This is a genomic window from Enterobacter cloacae complex sp. SHL012 (assembly GCF_049237505.1).
Classification (GTDB): Bacteria; Pseudomonadota; Gammaproteobacteria; order Enterobacterales; family Enterobacteriaceae; genus Enterobacter; species Enterobacter kobei.
In genome coordinates, this window is record NZ_JBMKIZ010000004.1 from 352,505 (window position 1) to 372,236 (window position 19,732).

General features: G+C 58.5%; 17 protein-coding genes. 11 read left to right on the plus strand and 6 right to left on the minus strand.

From position 1 onward, the window contains the following. Positions 1–43: 43 nt before the first annotated feature. Complete coding sequence (gene xynR, locus ACOTY9_RS16195; RefSeq protein ID WP_348565820.1) at positions 44–802, plus strand: DNA-binding transcriptional repressor XynR; 759 nt, start codon at positions 44–46, stop codon at positions 800–802. Between the two features lie 4 nt (positions 803–806). On the opposite strand, the gene ACOTY9_RS16200 is transcribed toward xynR, so the two are convergent. The 5 genes from ACOTY9_RS16200 to ACOTY9_RS16220 all read right to left on the minus strand — a co-directional run bounded on the left by ACOTY9_RS16200 (position 807) and on the right by ACOTY9_RS16220 (position 7,623). Next, complete coding sequence (locus ACOTY9_RS16200; protein WP_348565822.1) at positions 807–2,417, minus strand: glycoside hydrolase family 43 protein; 1,611 nt, start codon at positions 2,415–2,417, stop codon at positions 807–809. Between the two features lie 11 nt (positions 2,418–2,428). Next, the gene (locus tag ACOTY9_RS16205) at positions 2,429–3,811 is read right to left on the minus strand and encodes an MFS transporter (protein ID WP_014882316.1); all 1,383 of its coding nucleotides are present in this window, start codon (positions 3,809–3,811) and stop codon (positions 2,429–2,431) included. 223 nt (positions 3,812–4,034) lie between these two features. After that, positions 4,035–6,002 carry a xylonate dehydratase YagF gene (gene yagF / locus ACOTY9_RS16210; protein WP_014882315.1) on the minus strand — a complete coding sequence of 656 codons (1,968 nt, stop codon included), beginning with the start codon at positions 6,000–6,002 and terminating at the stop codon, positions 4,035–4,037. A gap of 14 nt (positions 6,003–6,016) precedes the next feature. Beyond that, positions 6,017–6,925: a 2-keto-3-deoxygluconate aldolase gene (yagE, locus tag ACOTY9_RS16215; RefSeq protein WP_014882314.1), complete on the minus strand. Its 909-nt coding sequence runs from the start codon at positions 6,923–6,925 to the stop codon at positions 6,017–6,019. A 245-nt stretch (positions 6,926–7,170) separates the two neighbouring features. Further along, entirely contained in the window at positions 7,171–7,623 is a 453-nt protein-coding gene (locus ACOTY9_RS16220; RefSeq protein WP_048997318.1) for a YhcH/YjgK/YiaL family protein, read from the minus strand. Positions 7,624–8,298: 675 nt separating this feature from the next. Here ACOTY9_RS16220 and arcA point away from each other — a divergent pair. The 10 genes from arcA (at position 8,299) to gbpA (ending at position 17,174) form a co-directional block, all read left to right on the plus strand. Further along, positions 8,299–9,519 carry an arginine deiminase gene (gene arcA, locus ACOTY9_RS16225; protein WP_014882312.1) on the plus strand — a complete coding sequence of 407 codons (1,221 nt, stop codon included), beginning with the start codon at positions 8,299–8,301 and terminating at the stop codon, positions 9,517–9,519. A 10-nt stretch (positions 9,520–9,529) separates the two neighbouring features. Beyond that, positions 9,530–10,441, plus strand: coding sequence for a carbamate kinase (arcC, locus tag ACOTY9_RS16230; RefSeq protein ID WP_032637623.1), 912 nt, complete (start codon positions 9,530–9,532; stop codon positions 10,439–10,441). Between the two features lie 26 nt (positions 10,442–10,467). After that, positions 10,468–11,472 carry an ornithine carbamoyltransferase gene (gene argF / locus ACOTY9_RS16235; protein WP_348565823.1) on the plus strand — a complete coding sequence of 335 codons (1,005 nt, stop codon included), beginning with the start codon at positions 10,468–10,470 and terminating at the stop codon, positions 11,470–11,472. 47 nt (positions 11,473–11,519) lie between these two features. Then, positions 11,520–12,923 carry a YfcC family protein gene (locus tag ACOTY9_RS16240; RefSeq protein WP_348565825.1) on the plus strand — a complete coding sequence of 468 codons (1,404 nt, stop codon included), beginning with the start codon at positions 11,520–11,522 and terminating at the stop codon, positions 12,921–12,923. Positions 12,924–13,003: 80 nt separating this feature from the next. Beyond that, positions 13,004–13,483 (plus strand): ArgR family transcriptional regulator, encoded by a 480-nt coding sequence (locus ACOTY9_RS16245; protein WP_348565838.1) that lies wholly within the window; start codon positions 13,004–13,006, stop codon positions 13,481–13,483. Positions 13,484–13,583: 100 nt separating this feature from the next. Beyond that, complete coding sequence (locus ACOTY9_RS16250; RefSeq protein ID WP_022646880.1) at positions 13,584–13,688, plus strand: pyrBI operon leader peptide; 105 nt, start codon at positions 13,584–13,586, stop codon at positions 13,686–13,688. Positions 13,689–13,722: 34 nt separating this feature from the next. After that, positions 13,723–14,655 (plus strand): aspartate carbamoyltransferase, encoded by a 933-nt coding sequence (gene pyrB, locus ACOTY9_RS16255; protein ID WP_348565826.1) that lies wholly within the window; start codon positions 13,723–13,725, stop codon positions 14,653–14,655. A 12-nt stretch (positions 14,656–14,667) separates the two neighbouring features. Beyond that, entirely contained in the window at positions 14,668–15,129 is a 462-nt protein-coding gene (gene pyrI, locus ACOTY9_RS16260; protein ID WP_014882306.1) for an aspartate carbamoyltransferase regulatory subunit, read from the plus strand. A gap of 74 nt (positions 15,130–15,203) precedes the next feature. Further along, a complete protein-coding gene (ridA, locus tag ACOTY9_RS16265; RefSeq protein WP_014882305.1) occupies positions 15,204–15,590 on the plus strand; it encodes a 2-iminobutanoate/2-iminopropanoate deaminase in 387 nt (128 codons plus the stop codon). A gap of 132 nt (positions 15,591–15,722) precedes the next feature. Next, complete coding sequence (gene gbpA, locus ACOTY9_RS16270; protein ID WP_348565827.1) at positions 15,723–17,174, plus strand: N-acetylglucosamine-binding protein GbpA; 1,452 nt, start codon at positions 15,723–15,725, stop codon at positions 17,172–17,174. A 62-nt stretch (positions 17,175–17,236) separates the two neighbouring features. On the opposite strand, the gene ACOTY9_RS16275 is transcribed toward gbpA, so the two are convergent. Then, a complete protein-coding gene (locus tag ACOTY9_RS16275) occupies positions 17,237–19,621 on the minus strand; it encodes a beta-N-acetylhexosaminidase (RefSeq protein ID WP_348565828.1) in 2,385 nt (794 codons plus the stop codon). Positions 19,622–19,732 lie beyond the last annotated feature (111 nt).

A 19,732-nucleotide genomic window follows, 5' to 3' on the forward strand; every position in this document is an offset into this window, starting at 1 on the left:
AGGTACGTTTTCGCCTTAATTCCAGCGTGGACATGCCAGCATTATGCCGATTATTCAGTCTGTTGAACGTGCGTTGCAGATCCTCGACCTGTTCAACGAGCAGGCCACCGAGCTTAAGATCACCGACATCAGCAAACTGATGGGGCTGAGCAAAAGTACCCTCCATTCGCTGCTGAAAACCCTGCAGCTTCACGGCTATATCGATCAGAACCCGGAGAACGGTAAATATCGCCTCGGCATGAAGCTGGTCGAACGCGGCCATTTCGTCGTGGGCTCAATGGATATTCGTCAGAAGGCAAAAGGCTGGCTGACGGATCTTTCCCGGCGGACCGGGCAGACCACCCATCTGGGGATCCTGGACGGGCGTGAAGGGGTCTATATCGAGAAGATTGAAGGCAAGCTGGCCGCCATCGCCTATTCGCGCATTGGCCGTCGCCTGCCGGTTCATGCCACCGCCATCGGCAAGGTGTTGATTGCCTGGCTGGGCGAGGCCGAGCTGAAAGCCCTGCTGGAGGGCTATCAGTACACTACCTTTACCCCTTCCACTCTTGCCACCCGCGAAGCGTTGGTGGATGCGCTGAAAAAAACCCGCGAACAAGGCTACGCCCTGGACAGCGAAGAGAACGAGCAGGGCGTGCGCTGCGTGGCGGTGCCGGTGTGGAACCACGAGTCACGCGTGATTGCCGCCCTGAGCCTGTCGACGCTGACCTCGCGCGTGGACGACGCCGAGCTGGCTAATTTCCGCGAGCAGCTTCAGCAGGCCGGGCTCCAGCTCTCACGCGCGCTGGGCTACCCGGCCTGAGCCGCTACAGCGGCTCGTAGGTGAAGTAGTCGAAATCCGCGTGGCAGCCGTCACCGCTGATGTCCTCGCAGTGCAGCCCCACAAATGCGCCGGTGAAGAAGCCGCGCCCGCCGATGTAGTCGTCCGACAGTTTCCACGCCTCATAGGTTACCGGCACGGTGTGCCACGTCTCGCCGTCGAACGAGTAGCTGTAGCGATAGACCAGCGTATCCACCTCGACGCGCAGCCAGACGCTCTGCGCACTCTCCGGCACCGGAATCGGCTGCTCGTGCAGCGGCCATGACGGCACGTTGTGGTCGAGCTGGATCACCTTTATGGTTCTCCCCTGCCCCTCCTCGTAGTCCACAAAGCAGTAGCTCCAGTTTTTACTGTTGTAGTAGCAGGTCAGCCCGGCGCTCTGCTGGAAGTGGATCGGCGAGAACTGCATCCGCGTCTCCGCCCGGAAGGTAAAGTGCTGCCAGCGGCGCGCCACGGTCGACTGGGTGAAGGTCGAGTTAAGCGAGTCGTTGCCGTAGAGCCGTAAATAGCCGGGGCGCGCGGTGAGCGAGCCGAGGGTGTCGTCGAACGGAATGCGCAGGGTTTGCAGCTCCGGGTCAAGCGAACTGGCGTCGAAATCGTCCCGCCAGCTGTGCTGAACGGCAGCGGGCTGCTCGGCAATCTGCGGGCCTTTCACGGTCAGCTGCGCGTGCTTGCCACCTTCGACATACGGCCAGCCGTCGCGCCACTCAATGCGCGCGATGCCGGTCTCGCGCCCCAGCGGGCAGTAGCCGCGCCCGCCGGAGGCCAGCAGCGGCACGCCGGGCAGGCGCAGCGGGCGGCTGGTGAGGTAGGCCATATACCATTCCCCCGTGTGGGTCTGCAGCAGCGAACCGTGGCCGCTTTTCTGCAGCGGGTTCTCCGGCAGGTGCCAGCTGGTCATCATCGTCACGTCCGGGTGCAGCTCGTACGGCCCGTCGATCGTTTTTGAACGCAGCACCACGACGGCGTGTTCGTAGCTGGTGCCGCCTTCGGCAACCATCAGGTAGTACCATCCTGCGTGGCGATACAGGTGCGCGCCTTCGGTGTAGCAGAGCGGCGTGCCGGTAAACAGGGTCTTACGCTCCGGCGAGAGGGTGCCGGTCTGCGGATCGAACTCCTGCATCACGATGGTGTTGTGCGGATTGCTGTGGTGGCGCGGCCCCCACGGGCGGTAAAGGTAATATTTGCGGCCATCGTCGTCGTGGAACAGGGACGGGTCGAACCCGCCGTTGCCCATCGGGATCGGCTCGCTCCACGGTCCCTCAATGGACGGCGCGGTGACGAGGAAATTGCGGCCGTTTTTCCACGGCGAGTCGACAATTTTCACGTCGGTATAGAGCAGCCAGAATTTGCCGTCGGCGTAGCTCAGGCACGGCGCCCAGATGCCGCCGGAGTCCGGGTTGCCCTTCATGTCCAGCATCGACACGCGGTCCAGCGGGGTGTTGACCAGCGACCAGTTTTTCAGGTCGCGGGAGTGGTAGATGCGCACGCCCGGGAACCACTCGAAGGTCGAGGTGGCAATGTAGTAGTCCTCGCCCTGGCGGCAGAGAGACGGGTCCGGGTTGAAGCCGGTGAGTATCGGGTTAGTGATTTCCATAGTGCCTCCGGTTAATGGGATGCGGCTGTCGCGGCGTCGGGAACGGCTTCACCCTGGGCCGCGCGGTGCTTGATCAGCTGCTGGCTGATGGCCTCCACGCGGGCGTCGGTGAGTTTGTAGAACGACAGCATGATGAACATGCCCGCGTAGAGCACTACCGGCACCACGCAGAACAGAATTTTGATGGTGGTCAGCACCTCAACCGGCTGCACGCTGCTGCTGGCGGAGTAGTTGACGTACGCGAGGATCCAGCCCACTACCGCCCCGCCAATCGCCAGGCCAATCTTCAGGCTGAACAGGTAGGTGGAGAACACCAGCCCGTCGAGGCGGCGCCCGCTGCGGCTCTCCTCGTAATCCACCACGTCAGAGGCCATGAGCCACTGGAGCGGCGTGGTGGTGTTAAAGACGAACAGGAACAGAATGTTGAGGGCGAAAATCAGGGCGATATGCTCCGCCGGGGTGACGAAAATCAGCAGGCTGATCAGCGAGTAGGCGACGATGATCCACTTGAAGGCGGTGACGCGGTCAAAGCGGCCCAGCAGGCGGGAGGAGCAGAGCGAGCCGAACATGGTGGCGAGGCTGCCATAGAGTAAAAACTGGGTCGCCAGCTCCGGGTGATCCATCACGTATTTGACGAAGTAGAGGGTCGCTCCGCCGCGCACCACGTTGGAACAGGTCGCCATCATCTTGAAGGCGCACATAATGCGCCACTGGCCGTTGCCGAACAGCAGCCTGAGATCTTTTGCCACCGACGAGCCCGGCTGCACCTCAAAGGTGTAACGCTCTTTGGTGGTAAAGAAGCAGACGTAGAGCAGCACCACGCCGCTCAGCCCCAGCACGCACATGGCGCCGAAATAGCCCACCTGCTCGTCCCCTTTGCCGATGATGCTCACCAGCGGCAGGGCAATGCCGCTGATGGCGAGCGACCCCGCCGCCGCCAGGAAGAAACGCCAGGATTGCAGGGCGTGACGCTCTTTCGGGTCAGCGGTGATGACGCCCGGCATGGCGCAGTACGGCACGTTAACGAAGGTGTAGACCAGAGTCAGGAGAATGTAGGTCACGCAGGCGTAGATGATTTTGCCCTGCGCCGAGAAGTCCGGCGTGTAGAAGGTCAGCACGCAGACGATGCCGAACGGAATCGCGCCCCACAGCAGGAACGGGCGGAACTGGCCGTGCCGCGTGCGGGTACGGTCAACCAGCAGCCCCATCAGCGGGTCGGTGACGGCGTCGAGCACGCGGGAGACTAAAAACAGCGTGCCCATAATGCCCGCCGACAGGCCGAAGACGTCGGTATAGAAATAGGCCAGCAGAAACATCGTGGCCTGCCAGACGAAGCCGCAGGCGGTGTCACCCAGCCCGTAGCCAATTTTGTCTTTCATGGTTAATTGCGTCATCAGATTTACACCCTTATGTCGTGTGCTGAATAACAACATCGTGTTAATGGAGTGTAATGAGCTGTTCAATTAACCAGCAATGGTCATATCTTATTTCTGAATTATGTTATTTTGCTTTTGTGACGCCAACGATATATCGCAACTGATTGTTTAAATTAATAAATTACAGAAACGGGAAAGCCGTCCGCGGAATATTTTCCGCAGACGTTTTTCCTGGAAATAATTAAATGCCGAGCGCTTTTTTACCGGCGTTAATTACCTCAATAATTTTATCGGTGTCATAAATACAGCCTTTCCAGGTGCCGCCGCTCACCGACTGCAATGCTGCCCATAGCCGGGTATCGTCCGGCAAAAAGTCGTGGGCGTGCAGGTCCGGATGCGTCTGCCGCCGTGCCAGCTCGCGCGCGCCCTCTTCCGGCGTCAGCGGGGTGTCCGCCGTGCCGATAAAGTTCACGCTGCCCGTCAGGGTCATACGATCCACGGCAATCTCAATGATGTCGTTATCGCGCAATTTGCCGATCGGCCCGCCCGCCAGCGCCTCCGGCGACACGTGCCCGAAGCATGCGCCCGTCGACACGCCCGAGAAGCGCGCATCGGTAATCAGCGACACCGTCTTGCCCCACGAAATATGCTTCAGCGCGGAGGTGAGCTGGTAGGTCTCTTCCATGCCAGTGCCGGACGGTCCGCCGCCGATCACCACCATGATATCGCCCTGCTGAATCTCTTCCCGCTTGATGGCCTTAATCGCCTGCGCTTCTGAGACAAACACCCGCGCCCGACCGGTGTGGCGGTAAACGCCATCGTCACCGACCACCGACGGGTCGATCGCCGTGGCCTTGATCACCGATCCTTCCGGCGCAATGTTGCCCGTCGGGAAGCAGACCGTTGAGGTCAGCCCTTTCGCTTTGGCCTTCTCGGGCGGCAGGATCACGTCATCCGGATCGACGCCGTCCTGCTCGCGCAGGCACTGACGGAAGCGCGCCCGACGTTCCGATGCCTGCCACCAGTCGAGGTTCTCGCCCACCGTCTGGCCGGTCACGGTCATGGCATCCAGATGCAGCAGGCCGAGATCGCGCAGGTGGAGCATCACCTCCGGCACGCCGCCTGCCAGGAACGCGCGCACGGTCGGATGGTAGTCCGGGCCGTTGGGCAGGACGCTCACCAGGCGCGGAACTTTACGGTTGATGCGCGTCCAGTGCGCGACGTCAGGAAGGGTGCAGCCCGCCGCGTGGGCGATGGCCGGTATGTGCAGCAGTAAATTGGTGGAACCGCCGAACGCCGCGTGGAGCACCATGGCGTTTTCGATGGCCTTATCGGTGAGGATATCGCGCGTGGTGATGCCGCGGTTATCCAGCTCGCTCACCGCCCGCGCCGACTGGCGGGCGATCTCCAGCCACACTGCCTGCCCGGACGGTGCCAGCGCGGAGTGCGGCAGTGCCAGACCCAGCGCTTCCGCGACCACCTGAGAAGTGCCCGCCGTGCCGAGAAACTGACACCCGCCGCCCGGCGACGCGCAGGCGCGACAGCCCAGCTCGGCGGCCTCCTGCAACGACAGCTCGTGGTTGGCAAAGCGCGCGCCAATGGTCTGCACCTTGCCCGCATCTTCACCCACGGTCGGCGGCAGCGTCGCGCCGCCCGGCACCAGAATGGTCGGCAGATCGTGCATGGCGGCCAGCGCGATCATGGTCGCCGGCAGCCCTTTATCGCAGGTTGCCACGCCGATCACCGCCCGGCGCGTCGGCAGGGAGCGGATCAGACGACGAAACACGATCGCCGCATCGTTGCGGTACGGCAGGGAGTCGAACATGCCGTGCGTGCCCTGAGAGCGCCCGTCGCACGGGTCGCTGACGAAGGCCGCGAACGGGATCCCACCGTTGCGGGTGATCTCCTTCGCTGCCGCCTGCATCTGCATGCCAATTTCCCAGTGCCCGGTGTGGTAGCCCAGCGCAACCGGGCGTCCGTCCCCGGCGCGGATGCCGCCCTGGGTACCGATGATCAGCACCTCTTTGCCGGTCAGCCTGTTGGCGTCCCAGCCCATCCCGGCGTTTTGCGTCATGCCGAACAGGTTGCCGCTGGGGGATTCCATCAGCATTTGCGGGGTCAGCGGCAGCGCGCCCTGCGGCCCCGCCGCGTGGGTGATCACCGCATAAAACGCATCGTCCTGTGGGGTGAAAATTTTCTCGATGGTCATGGTTATCTTCCGGCTCAGCAGAGCTTGAGCTGTTGCAGCAGGGATTTCAGCTGCGCTTTGCGCGGCTCGTCCAGCGGTGAAGCGGGCGGCAGCACGTGCGTGGAGATCGGGCGACCGCAAAGTACAATCGCCTCTTTAATGACGTTCACGAACGGCGTATCCAGCTGATACAGCTGCGGGATTTGCAGCAAGGTCTGATGATACTCAGCCGCTTTCGCCACGTCCTTATCGCGCCAGGCTTTCAGAAGATTTACCGACACCTGCGGCGCAAAGTTGCCGCTCGCCGAAATCGCCCCGTCGCCGCCGAGCAGCAGGGTATTGAACAGATGATCGTCGTAGCCACACAGCACGGTGAAGTGTGGGTGGGCCGCTTTGACGGTGTGGATCATGCTGCGCAGATGGGCGACGGAGTCGATGGTGTCTTTAATGCCTACGATGTTGCTGCGCGAGTCGGCGAGGGTTTTCACCAGCGCTGGCGTGAGATCCTGCCCGGTCAGCGCCGGGAAGTTATAGAGCATCACCGGCAGCGTGACGCTGTCGGCCACCTGTTCGAAATAGCGAATCAGGTTCGCTTCCGAGACTTTCCAGTAGTAGGGGTTGATGACAACGATGCCGTCCGCGCCCGCCTGCTGCGCGTGCTGGCTCAGTTCAATGGTTTCCCGGGCATTGGTGCCGCCGGTGCCGATCAGGACCGGCACGCGACGATCGACATGATCGATAGCAAAGCGGGCAATGGTTTTACGCTCTTCGGCGTTGAGCTGGGAGAATTCGCCGCCGCTGCCAAGGAAGAACAGGCCATCAACGCCTGCGGCGATCAGATCGTCGATCAGCGCGGCGGTGCCCTGCTTATCGAGCTGGCCATCGGCGGTAAAAATGGTGGAGACAGGGGGAATGATTCCCGTAAACAACACAGGCTGCGGCATGAGATCTCCTTGCTGAATCATTTTGTTCTACATTATAGAACAGTGTTCATTAATTTAACGATCATACTATGACGCAGAAAAAGCGCAGGTAAATGGGAGATGAGGAGGGAGTGCGGGAAATTTAAGCTGGATCACAGATTGTCCCCCTCACCCCGACCCTCTCCCCAAAGGGGCGAGGGAGAAAAGACGGCTCGGTGCAGTCCCCTCTCCCCACTGGGGAGAGGGTTAGGGTGAGGGGTAAGGGGTTATTCAATCAGCATTTTCACCACGACTTTTCGCACCTTAGCAGGCGCCCCCACCGCGCACAGCGGCTTATGGACTTCGCCAGGCCAGAACACCACAAAATCCCCTTCGCTCAGCACCACGGTTTTCTCCTGCTCGCCTTCCGGCAGGAACGCGATGTCTTTGTCCGCCAGCCAGTCGGTATCCGGCGTACCGTGCGGCAGGGTGCTGAAGGTCATCCCTTCCTGACCCTTCATCACGATCTGGATGTCCAGATAGCGCGCATGAAACTCGGCGCGGCGTTCAGCAAACGGCTGAGTCATGTCTTCCGAGACCAGATAAAAGAGAGTGTTGCCATCGATATCATGCTTGCCGGGCGGCGTGGCGTCGGTGACGTGGCGCTTTATATACTCAATGGCCTGGCGCAGCTCGTCAGGCAGCCAGGGCTGGAGATGGTGGATGTTGCCGATAATCATGAGAAAACCCTCGATGTAAAACAACGTTTCATTTTTTTCTTTTATACGAGAGTTCGCGCTGCCATACCAGCCCTTTTTCTGTAACCATTGCGCGAGCGCATGTTTATCGGGAAAGGTGTTAATTCACTGTTAATCACACACAGGCAATTATGCAGCGGTTATGCATAACCTCATTTCGCGCGCGTCATAGCGCCAACATAACCTCCTGAATCGAAAGCGTAAATCACAAAACCTGCTGCCGTATCACATTTTATCACTTTAATAATTTCCTTTATAAACCCATAATTATTTATGGATTTTCCTTAAGTCAAAAATAGTTAACTGCCATTATTGCATAGCTATTCCAGACACCAAATTTTAACTTTTAAAATCAATGATATAACTAATTATTTCGAAACATTAAATTCTACAAAATAATAACAAATACAAATATTGCCACCGAATGCTGCTTAGCTATTCACGTGTCAATAATATGAAATTAATCATTATCTGATGCGAATCATGCAAATGAAAACAAACACCTTAATATCCATTTTCGCGTGAGCTGCATCACAATAATGATTATTTAACCGCCTAGTATGAACCACGAAATCAATTGAGCTTAGCCGCCATGAAATTAAACACATCACATGGCGCATGCCCTTTTTATTCTGAAAAACAGTTAAAGGAATAATTATGGAAAAGCATTACGTCGGTTCTGAAATTGGTCAATTGCGTAGCGTTATGCTGCACCGCCCAAATTTAAGTCTGAAACGTTTAACGCCATCGAATTGTCAGGAACTGCTTTTCGATGATGTGCTCTCGGTTGAACGGGCGGGTGAAGAGCATGATATCTTCGCAAACACGCTGCGCGAGCAGGGTGTGGAAGTCCTGCTATTGACCGACCTCCTGACACAAACGCTTGATATTACAGAAGCGAAAGCCTGGCTGCTGGAGACGCAAATCTCGGACTATCGCCTCGGACCTACCTTTGCGGGCGACGTGCGCGGCTGGCTGGCGGACATGCCGCACCGTGAACTGGCGCGCAGATTAAGCGGCGGATTAACCTACGGCGAAATTCCGGCAGCCATCAAAAATATGGTGGTAGATACCCACACGGCCAATGACTTTATTATGAAGCCGCTGCCGAACCATTTATTTACCCGCGACACTTCCTGCTGGATTTATAACGGCGTGTCCATTAACCCGATGGCTAAACCCGCCCGTCAGCGTGAAACCAATAACCTTCGGGCAATATATCGTTGGCATCCGGCATTTGCCGACGGCGATTTTATTAAGTATTTCGGCGACGAAAATATTAATTACGACCACGCTACCCTGGAAGGCGGCGACGTATTAGTGATTGGTCGCGGGGCGGTATTGATCGGCATGTCTGAACGCACGACGCCGCAGGGCGTGGAGTTCCTCGCCAACAGCCTGTTCAAACACCGCCAGGCCGAGCGCGTGATCGCCGTTGAGCTGCCAAAACATCGCTCCTGCATGCACCTCGACACCGTGATGACCCACATCGACGTGGACACTTTCTCCGTCTATCCGGAAGTGGTGCGCAAAGACGCCCAGTGCTGGACGCTCACCCCGGACGGGCGCGGCGGTCTGCAACGTACCCAGGAAACCGACCTGCTGCACGCCATCGAGAAAGCGCTCGGCATTAATCAGGTGCGTCTGATCACCACCGGCGGCGACGCCTTTGAAGCCGAACGCGAACAGTGGAACGACGCCAACAACGTTCTGACCATCCGTCCCGGCGTGGTGATTGGCTACGAGCGCAACGTCTGGACTAACGAGAAGTACGACAAAGCCGGCATCACCGTGCTGCCCATCCCGGGCGATGAGCTGGGACGCGGCCGCGGCGGCGCACGCTGCATGAGCTGCCCACTGGAACGCGACGGAATTTAAAGGAGCCATCATGGAACGAAAACCCACTCTGGTTGTGGCCCTTGGCGGCAACGCGCTGCTGAAGCGCGGCGAGCCGCTGGAAGCAGAGATCCAGCGCCAGAACATTGAGCAGGCCGCCCGCACCATCGCCGGGCTCACGGCGCAGTGGCGCGTGGTGCTGGTCCACGGCAACGGTCCACAGGTCGGGCTGCTGGCGCTGCAGAACAGCGCCTACGACAAAGTGACCCCTTACCCACTGGACGTTCTTGGTGCCGAAAGCCAGGGGATGATCGGCTACATGCTCCAGCAGGCGCTGAAAAACAGCCTGCCGCAGCGTGAGGTGAGCGTCCTGCTTACGCAAGTGGAAGTGGACGCCGCCGACCCGGCGTTCAGCAACCCGACCAAATACATCGGCCCGGTGTACAGCGAAGCCCAGGCAAAAACGCTGGCTGCGGAAAAAGGCTGGGTGTTTAAGGCCGACGGCAGCTACTTCCGTCGCGTGGTGCCGTCACCGCAGCCGAAACGCATCGTCGAGAGCGACGCCATCACGGCGCTGATCCAGCGCGACCACCTGGTGATCTGCAACGGCGGCGGCGGCGTGCCGGTGGTGGAAAACGCCAACGGCTATCACGGCATTGAGGCGGTGATCGACAAAGACCTCTCCGCCGCCCTGCTGGCGCGCCAGATTGAGGCCGACGCCCTGCTAATCCTCACCGATGCCGACGCGGTGTACCTCGACTGGGGAAAACCGACCCAGCGCCCGCTGGCGCAGGTGACGCCAGAACTGCTCAGAGGCATGCAGTTTGACGCCGGATCGATGGGGCCGAAAGTGGCCGCCTGCCGCGAGTTTGTTGAAGCCTGCAACGGCATTGCCGGAATCGGCGCGCTGGCCGATGGGGCAGAGATTCTGGCGGGCGAGAAAGGCACGTTGATTCGTAACTGAACATACATTTAAAAAGGATTTCCCATATGAGCATCAACCTGAAAAACCGCAACTTCCTGAAACTGCTGGACTACACCCCGGCCGAGATCCAGTACCTGATCGACCTCGCCATCGAGCTGAAAGCGGCCAAAAAAGCCGGACGCGAAAAGCAAACCCTGGTCGGCAAAAACATCGCCCTGATCTTTGAAAAAACCTCCACCCGCACCCGCTGCGCCTTCGAAGTGGGCGCGTTTGACCAGGGTGCGCAGGTGACCTACCTCGGCCCAAGCGGGTCGCAGATCGGCCATAAAGAGTCGATGAAAGACACCGCCCGCGTGTTGGGGCGTATGTATGACGGTATCGAATACCGCGGCTACGGCCAGGCGATTGTTGAAGAGCTGGGTGAATACGCGGGCGTACCGGTGTGGAATGGCCTGACCGACGAATTCCATCCGACGCAGATCCTCGCCGATCTGATGACCATGCTGGAGCACGCCCCGGGCAAAACCCTGCCGGAGCTAAGCTTTGCTTATCTCGGCGACGCACGCAACAACATGGGCAACTCCCTGATGGTCGGCGCGGCCAAAATGGGGATGGACATCCGCCTGGTGGCACCGAAATCCTTCTGGCCGGAAGCGGGTCTGGTTGAGCAGTGCCGTGCCATCGCGAAAGAAACGGGGGCGCGCATCACCCTGACCGACGACGTGGAAGAAGGCGTGCGCGGGACGGATTTCCTCTACACCGACGTGTGGGTCTCCATGGGCGAGCCGAAAGAGGCGTGGGCCGAACGCGTCAGCCTGATGAAGCCGTATCAAATCAACGCGGACGTCATGAAAGCCACCGGCAACCCTAACGTCAAGTTCATGCACTGCCTGCCGGCGTTTCACAACGAGCACACCAAAGTGGGCCGCGAAATCGAAATGGCCTATGGCCTGAAAGGGCTGGAGGTGACGGAAGAGGTCTTCGAATCCCCGAACTCTATCGTCTTTGATGAAGCAGAAAACCGCATGCATACCATTAAAGCGGTCATGGTGGCGACACTCGGCGACTAATCACCGCCCGGCGCGCCGCGGGGTGCGCCGGGTTTCAGGAGAACATCATGGGCAAGTTCAAATTTCCCTCCGCATACACCATTCTCTTTTTTCTGATTGCCGTCGTTGCCGTCCTGACGTGGATTGTTCCGGCCGGGCAGTATCACATGGCCATGAACGAGGCGCTCGGCAAGGACGTGCCGGTTGCCGGAACCTATGCGCACGTAGCGGCCCATCCGCAGGGACTGGTTTCCGTGCTGATGGCCCCGATTGCCGGGTTGTACGATCCCGAGTCCGGCCAGGCCGGGGCGATCGACGTTGCGCTGTTTATACTGATCATCGGGGGATTCCTCGGGATCGTCACCAAAACCGGGGCCATTGACGCCGGGATCGAACGCGTCACCACCCGATTGCGCGGTCGCGAAGAGTGGATGATCCCGATCCTGATGGCGCTGTTTGCCGCAGGCGGCACCATTTACGGCATGGCCGAAGAGTCCCTGCCGTTCTATACCCTGCTGGTTCCGGTGATGCTGGCCGCACGTTTCGACCCGGTGGTAGCCGCCTCCACCGTGCTGCTCGGCGCCGGGATCGGCACGCTTGGCTCCACCATTAACCCGTTCGCGACGGTGATCGCCGCCAACGCCGCCGGGATCCCCTTCACCAACGGTATCGCCCTGCGCGTCGCGCTGCTGGTCATCGGGTGGATCATCTGTGTGGCGTGGGTGATGCGCTATGCCCGTAAAGTGCGCAAGGATCCCTCTCTCTCCATCGTGGCGGACAAACAGGAGGAGAACCTCGCCCACTTCCTCGGCAACAAGGGCGAACAGTCGCTGGAATTCACCCCGGTGCGCAAAATCATCCTGGTGATTTTCGCCCTTGCCTTCGCGGTCATGATCTACGGCGTGGCGGTGCTCGGCTGGTGGATGGGGGAGATCTCAGCGGTGTTTCTCGCCAGTGCAATAATCGTCGGCCTGATCGCCCGCATGAGCGAAGAGGAACTGACCTCAACCTTTATCAACGGCGCGCGAGATTTGCTGGGCGTCGCGCTGATTATCGGTATCGCGCGCGGTATCGTAGTGATCATGGATAAGGGCATGATTACCCACACCATTTTGCACAGCGCCGAGGGAATGGTTACCGGCTTATCGACGGTGGCGTTCATCAACGTGATGTACTGGCTGGAGGTGGTGCTGTCGTTTCTTGTGCCTTCTTCGTCCGGCCTGGCCGTTCTGACGATGCCGATCATGGCGCCTCTTGCCGATTTCGCTAACGTCAACCGCGACCTGGTGGTTACGGCTTACCAGTCGGCGTCCGGTATCGTTAACCTGATCACTCCCACCTCTGCCGTCGTAATGGGCGGGCTGGCTATCGCCCGCGTGCCTTACGTGCGCTATCTGAAATGGGTCGCGCCGCTGCTGGGGATTTTAACGGTGGTGATTATGGTGGCGTTAAGTCTGGGGGCGTTGTTGTAATTTGCCGGATGGCGCTGCGCTTATCCGGCCTGTGGATCGGTGCGGTGTCACCGGTTATTTCGGGAACTGATATGGGAACTATGATGGATTACGAAGAGTACTCTCCCAAAGAGCAACTACAGCTAACGGTCTGCCAGCGTCTGATCGCGGAAAAGGGCTATCTCTCTCAGGAGGAGATCCGCCGCGACTTACAGGAGCGGGGTTTTGAGACCATCAGCCAGTCCACCGTTTCACGTCTGCTCAAATTGCTCGGTGTCATAAAAATTCGAAATGCCAAAGGGCTAAAGATTTATTCGCTGAATCCCCAGCTGCGCCCGGCTCCTGATGCCGCGCGCACCGTGTCCGAAATGGTGGTGAGCGTTGAGCACAATAGCGAATTTATCCTTATCCATACCGTTGCCGGATATGGCCGCGCGGTGGCGCGTATCCTGGATTATCACCAGTTACCGGAAATTTTAGGCGTGGTGGCCGGAAGCAGTATCGTCTGGGTCGCCCCTCGGGTGGTGAAGCGCACCGCGCTGGTGCATAAGAAAATTAATTATTTACTCAGAACGCATTAATATTCATAAAGAACCGTTTGCATTGAGTAAAGCGTGCATTAAATCGCTTGATCCGCAAAGCGAGCTGCGTATAATGCCCGACAATTTGCCGGGAGGAAGCATGGTCAAACGTGTACGACATAACGTCTTACCGCGTCTGAAATCAGACGCTGGCCTGCCGTTTTTCTTCCCGTTGCTTAATCTATTCCCAGAGCCCCTCATTTGAGGGGCTTTTTTTTGCCCGGCGTCAGGAGATAAACATGAATCCGCTTTATCAAAAACACATCATTTCCATAAACGACCTCAGCCGCGAAGAGCTGGAACTGGTTCTGGAAACCGCGGCAAAACTGAAGGCCAATCCGCAACCGGAGCTGCTGAAGCACAAGGTGATTGCGAGCTGCTTCTTTGAAGCCTCGACCCGCACCCGCCTCTCCTTTGAAACCTCCATGCACCGCCTGGGCGCGAGCGTGGTGGGCTTCTCAGACAGCAGCAACACGTCGCTGGGTAAAAAAGGCGAGACCCTGGCGGATACTATTTCAGTGATCAGCACCTACGTAGACGCGATTGTGATGCGCCACCCGCAGGAGGGCGCGGCGCGCCTGGCGACCGAGTTTTCCGGCGGCATCCCGGTACTGAACGCCGGGGACGGTGCTAACCAGCATCCGACGCAGACCCTGCTGGATCTGTTCACCATTCAGGAGACGCAGGGCACGCTGGAGAACCTGAACATCGCCATGGTCGGCGACCTGAAATATGGCCGCACCGTCCACTCCCTGACCCAGGCGCTGGCGAAATTTAACGGCAACCGCTTCTTCTTCATCGCCCCAGACGCGCTGGCGATGCCGCAATACATTCTCGATATGCTGGACGAAAAAGGCATTGCGTGGAGCCGGCACGCCAGCATCGAAGAGGTGATGAGCCACGTGGATATTCTCTACATGACCCGCGTGCAGAAAGAGCGTCTGGATCCTTCCGAGTACGCCAACGTGAAGGCGCAGTTTGTGCTGCGCGCCAGCGACCTCGACGGCGCGCGCGACAACATGAAGGTGCTGCACCCGCTGCCGCGCATCGATGAGATCACCACAGACGTGGATAAAACGCCGCACGCCTGGTACTTCCAGCAGGCCGGGAACGGTATCTTCGCCCGCCAGGCGTTACTGGCACTGGTTCTGAATCGCGACTTAGCTCTGTAAGGGGAGACGACCATGACACACGATAACAAACTCCAGGTTGAAGCCATCAAACGTGGCACCGTGATTGACCACATCCCTGCGCAGGTGGGCTTTAAGCTGCTGACGCTGTTCAAACTGACCGAGACCGATCAGCGCATCACCATTGGCCTGAACCTGCCGTCGGGCGAGATGGGCCGCAAGGATTTGATCAAAATCGAGAATACCTTCCTGACCGACGAGCAGGTCAACCAGCTGTCGCTGTACGCACCGGATGCCACCGTCAACCGCATCGACGAGTATGAAGTGGTCGGCAAATCCCATCCTGGCCTGCCGGATCGCATTGAGAGCGTGCTGGTCTGTCCGAACAGCAACTGCATCAGTCATGCTGAGCCGGTTTCATCCAGTTTTGCAGTGAAAAAACGCGCTGATGACATCGCACTCAAATGCAAATACTGCGAAAAAGAGTTTTCTCATTATGTGGTGCTGGCCAACTAATTGAGGTTGGTAAAGGATCCCGGCCTCCCTATAATGGCCGGGAACATTTAATCAGCTGTTATTCTGGAGAAATCATGACCAAAGTACTCGCGACGGAAAATGCACCCGCGGCTATCGGCCCGTACGTTCAGGGCGTTGATCTGGGCAGCATGATCATCACCTCGGGCCAGATCCCGGTGAACCCAAAAACCGGTGAAGTGCCAGCCGACGTAGCGGCACAGGCGCGTCAGTCGCTGGAAAACGTGCAGGCTATCGTTGAATCTGCCGGTCTGAAAGTGGGCGACATCGTGAAAACGACCGTGTTCGTGAAAGATCTGAACGATTTCGCGACCGTTAACGCCACTTATGAAGCATTCTTTACCGAACACAATGCGACCTTCCCGGCGCGCTCCTGCGTTGAAGTGGCGCGTCTGCCAAAAGACGTGAAAATTGAAATCGAAGCGATCGCCGTGCGCCGCTAATCAATTTCAGGCAAACCAGGCAGCTTCGGCTGCCTTTTTTATTTGGCTATTTTTACCTTCGTAATACGATGACGACGCGGTCCGGGAATAAATACACTCGCACACCTTTATAAATTCCCGCTTCGGACAAAAATGAAAATCTCCAGAATTGCGTTGGCTATTGCCACTCTTACGGTAGCCTCTTCTGCGCTGGCACATGGCTATATCGAATCCCCTGCCAGCCGCGCTTATATGTGTAAACAGGGACAAAATATTGACTGCGGTCTGGTGGAATATGAACCCCAGAGCGTAGAACGTGCCTCCGGTTTCCCGTCAGGGAGCCTGCCGCCGGATGGCGAACTCGCCAGCGCCGGGATTGCCAACTACTCGCAGCTTGATAAGCAAAGCCAGAATGCCTGGACCAAAACGCCGATGACCGCCGGGGTACATCAGTTTGTCTGGCACCACACCGCGCCGCACAAAACCACCAACTGGCGCTATTACATCACCAAACAAAACTGGAACCCGAATAAGCCGCTGACCCGCGACCAGTTCGACTTAACGCCGTTTTGTACGGTAAACGGCAACGGCCAGGCGCCCGCAATGACCCAGTCGATGAACTGTAACGTGCCGGAACGTACCGGTTATCAGGTGATTTACGGCGTGTGGGAAATTGCCGATACGCCCAACAGTTTCTATCAGGCCATCGACGTGGACTTCGGTAACGGCGGCAACGTCACGCCGGATGAAACCCCGGCCGCCACCTCCCTCTGGAGCAAAACGCTGAGCGGCCAGGTTGCAGGTAACAACCTCAACGTGGGCGATAAAGTGATTGCTCGCTTCTTCGATGCCAACGGCGAAATCACCTCCATGGCGACCGAGCTGACTATCGCCTCGGCTCAACAGGGTGATGCCAACCAGTGGGCCTACGATCTGGCGCAAAAAATTAACAGCGCTCATCACGACGTGCGCGTCGGCGTGAAGGATGAAAGCGGAGACGTTAGCCCGGTTCACGGCGCAAACAGCGTCTTCGTAAAAGAAGGCAGTACGCTGAAGTCAGTGGCTATCTCTTATGAAGAGCAAAAAGCGGTGGTTAATGAATCCATTGCCGTGACTGACCTGCATTACAGCAAAGTGGCTCACGGTGCAGCGACGGTGACATTCCACGTCAATACGCAGGGTGACGTGAGCCTTGAAGCACACGTATTGAACCATCCCGGAGCGGAAAAAGGTTATCTGAAGCAGGATATGAATAACAGCAACCAGGATGTGACCATGAACCTGACAAACGTCACGCCAGGGCACCACATGCTGAAATACTACGCCACCAATAAAGCCGACACCCTGTTCGCGCAGGACGTGCTGGATATGATGCTCGAAGGTGAAGCAACCTCCGGCGATACCGGTAAATCTGATTTTATCTTCCCGGATAACCTTGCCTCTTATAAGGCGGGCACCGTGGTGTTGCAGCCCAAAGACGGTAAGACCTACGAGTGCAAGCCATTCCCGTACAGCGGGTACTGCAAACAGTACAGTTCGACCTCTACCCAGTTCGAGCCCGGCGTGGGTTCAGACTGGAAAGAGGCGTGGATGTTGAAGAACTGAGTGGTTTGATTCCCTCACCCTAACCCTCTCCCTTTGGGAGAGGGCGGGGTCAGGATTCTTTTCTACTGATTCCGCGTGGCGCGCAATAACGTCTCCAGCGGATACACCACCGCAATCACCACTTCGTCCTGCACCTTCGCCGCGTTATCCAGCTCGTGTTGAATCGAGGCGATCTCTTTGTCATCCAGCGTGCCCTGTCGCGCCACCAGATCCGTCAGCCTCAGGCCAATTGCGGCAAGCTTATCCACCTCCAGGATCACCGGTTTAATCGCCTTCAGCTGATAGCTGTTTTCGCTCAGCGCCAGCGCGTCGCTGGTGTTGCTCTGCCAGCGATTAAAGACGTGGCGCAGCGCGTCGGCGCTTTCCGTGTCTTCCGCATCGCTCACCAGACGGTCCGCCCATTTGTTCATCTGACGCACGGTGATGCTTTCCGCATTCAGCGCATCCGCGAGGCGGTTAAGCGGCTCAAACTGGTGATAGTTTCCCGCCTGGAACTTGAGGTGCTGACGGGTGTAATACTGGGCCGGTTCAAGCGCCTGCGCGAGGATTTGCAGCGGCAACGTGTCGGCATTATTCGCGAGCCGCGTGAATTGCACCTGCTGCTGGGTATGCTGCTGCAGGCCAACCGACACCGTCGTCCAGCTGTCCATCGCCTGCAGGCGGGTATACATGTTGTCGACATCATTGACGTCCTGCGCGGACCATAACCGCTCCGCCACCGCAAACGTCCGAGGCCACAGGCGGATATCCAGCACCGGCGCGACCACATTTTCCGCCCACAGCGCGGCTTCTCCGCCGAGCAAATTAACCTGATTCGCCACGTCCGGCACTACCGGTGGGATCCCTTTCGGCACCTCGTCCAGACGGGTACCGCTAATCGGATAGCGGGTATTGCCCACCAGGAAGTAACCGGTGAGCTTGTCGTTATCGACCGAGACGACCGGGCGCGTTTCGCCCATCCAGGTGTCAACGGTAAACGTCACCTGATTGTCGTCGCGCCACGCAATATCCTGCACCGCACGGCGGGATTTCCCGGCAAAATCAATAAAACCGCGCCAGCCGGCGTCCCCTTTCACCAGGGTAAAACTCCCCTCGACCGGCTTGCCTTTCAGACGCGGCATGGAGAAGGCCCAGCTCTGGGCGCTGTCGGTGTCTGCTATCACGTCCACGCCATTCAGCCCCTGGGGAACGATTTCATTGCGGTAGTGATAGGCGGTGGACTGGGGTTGATCGAGGTAGAAACCGGTCGAAAGAATGCCCTTGTAGCCGGTTTGCGCCACCTTACCCAGTGCGTCCTGCCCCTGCCAGGACTGGATCAGAATGCTTTTCGGTAAGTCAGGATGATAGATCTCATCCCAGCCGACCATCTGCCGATGATGTTTCTCGAGGATCGTCTCCAGCTTGCGGTTGAAATAGGCCTGCAGCGCGTGGCTGTCCGCCAGCGTGTGGTCACGCATAAACTGCTGAATGGCAGGATTCGCTTTCCACTGGCTGTCGTCCACCTCATCCCCGCCGATGTGCAGATACGGATCCGGGAAGATCGCCGCCAGTTCGCTGACCATCGCGTCAGCAAAGGCGTATGTGGCCTCTTTGGTCGGATCAAGCACCGGCTTCAGCACGCCCCAGTTGCGCTCCATTTTGTAGGGCCCCGGCGCGCTCATCAGCTCCGGGTAGGCCACAGCAATCGCCGAGGCGTGGCCCGGCATGTCGATCTCCGGCACCACGCGGATGCCGCGCTCGGTGGCATAGCGAACAATCTCGCGCATCTGCTCAGGGGTATAGAACAGCCCGTCGCTGGCAAGCTGCGTCAGCTTCGGGTAACGCTTCGAGCTGAAGCGCCAGCCCTGATCGTCGGTTAAGTGCCAGTGCAGGACGTTAAGCTTTGCGGCCGCCATGCCGTCAATCTGGCGTTTGATATCCGCGACGGGAATGAAATGGCGCGCCGAGTCGAGCAGCAGCCCGCGCCACGGGAAGCGCGGCGCGTCTTCAATGGTCACCCACGGCAGCGACGTGTTTTCCGCGCCGTTTTGCACCAGCTGAAGCAGCGTTTCCATCGCCCGCAGCGCGCCGAAGCGGGTGTTGGCGGAGATGTTCACACCGTTGGCATCCACCGTGAGCTTATAGCTTTCATCGCTGTCCGGCAGCGGCTGTGGCTTCACCTTTTTGGCGATGGCGATGCGAATGGTCGGTTTGTCCGGTTGCTCAGCCTGCGGCTGTAGCGTCCAGCCGGTTTGCAGGGCGATACGCTGACGCAGGCGGTTGACCGCGTCGCCGAGATCGTCGCCGCTGACGGTCACGGAAAGTTGGCTGGTGAGCACCAGTGCTCCCTGCGTGGTCGGGCGTTCCACCTTCTCAGGCCAGGGCATTAACGGGAGATCCCCTGCCGGGGCGGCAAAGGCAGAGGCGCCGAGCAGCAGCCCGGCGGTTAAGAGGCTGTACCGTAACATGAATGTTCCTTATCTGACGGGCCAAATAAAGGCAAAACATTCTGTTAACATGCGTACAAATTGTCGTCAAGCGAATGCGCCGACGGCGATCACAGGTTGTTGAATTTGGGA

Coding starts and splice junctions, on each gene's coding strand:
- xynR (WP_348565820.1), top strand. CDS start 44: ATGCCGATTATTCAGTCTGTTGAACGTGCGTTGCAGATCCTCGACCTG.
- ACOTY9_RS16200 (WP_348565822.1), bottom strand. CDS start 2,417: ATGGAAATCACTAACCCGATACTCACCGGCTTCAACCCGGACCCGTCT.
- ACOTY9_RS16205 (WP_014882316.1), bottom strand. CDS start 3,811: ATGACGCAATTAACCATGAAAGACAAAATTGGCTACGGGCTGGGTGAC.
- yagF (WP_014882315.1), bottom strand. CDS start 6,002: ATGACCATCGAGAAAATTTTCACCCCACAGGACGATGCGTTTTATGCG.
- yagE (WP_014882314.1), bottom strand. CDS start 6,925: ATGCCGCAGCCTGTGTTGTTTACGGGAATCATTCCCCCTGTCTCCACC.
- ACOTY9_RS16220 (WP_048997318.1), bottom strand. CDS start 7,623: ATGATTATCGGCAACATCCACCATCTCCAGCCCTGGCTGCCTGACGAG.
- arcA (WP_014882312.1), top strand. CDS start 8,299: ATGGAAAAGCATTACGTCGGTTCTGAAATTGGTCAATTGCGTAGCGTT.
- arcC (WP_032637623.1), top strand. CDS start 9,530: ATGGAACGAAAACCCACTCTGGTTGTGGCCCTTGGCGGCAACGCGCTG.
- argF (WP_348565823.1), top strand. CDS start 10,468: ATGAGCATCAACCTGAAAAACCGCAACTTCCTGAAACTGCTGGACTAC.
- ACOTY9_RS16240 (WP_348565825.1), top strand. CDS start 11,520: ATGGGCAAGTTCAAATTTCCCTCCGCATACACCATTCTCTTTTTTCTG.
- ACOTY9_RS16245 (WP_348565838.1), top strand. CDS start 13,004: ATGATGGATTACGAAGAGTACTCTCCCAAAGAGCAACTACAGCTAACG.
- ACOTY9_RS16250 (WP_022646880.1), top strand. CDS start 13,584: ATGGTCAAACGTGTACGACATAACGTCTTACCGCGTCTGAAATCAGAC.
- pyrB (WP_348565826.1), top strand. CDS start 13,723: ATGAATCCGCTTTATCAAAAACACATCATTTCCATAAACGACCTCAGC.
- pyrI (WP_014882306.1), top strand. CDS start 14,668: ATGACACACGATAACAAACTCCAGGTTGAAGCCATCAAACGTGGCACC.
- ridA (WP_014882305.1), top strand. CDS start 15,204: ATGACCAAAGTACTCGCGACGGAAAATGCACCCGCGGCTATCGGCCCG.
- gbpA (WP_348565827.1), top strand. CDS start 15,723: ATGAAAATCTCCAGAATTGCGTTGGCTATTGCCACTCTTACGGTAGCC.
- ACOTY9_RS16275 (WP_348565828.1), bottom strand. CDS start 19,621: ATGTTACGGTACAGCCTCTTAACCGCCGGGCTGCTGCTCGGCGCCTCT.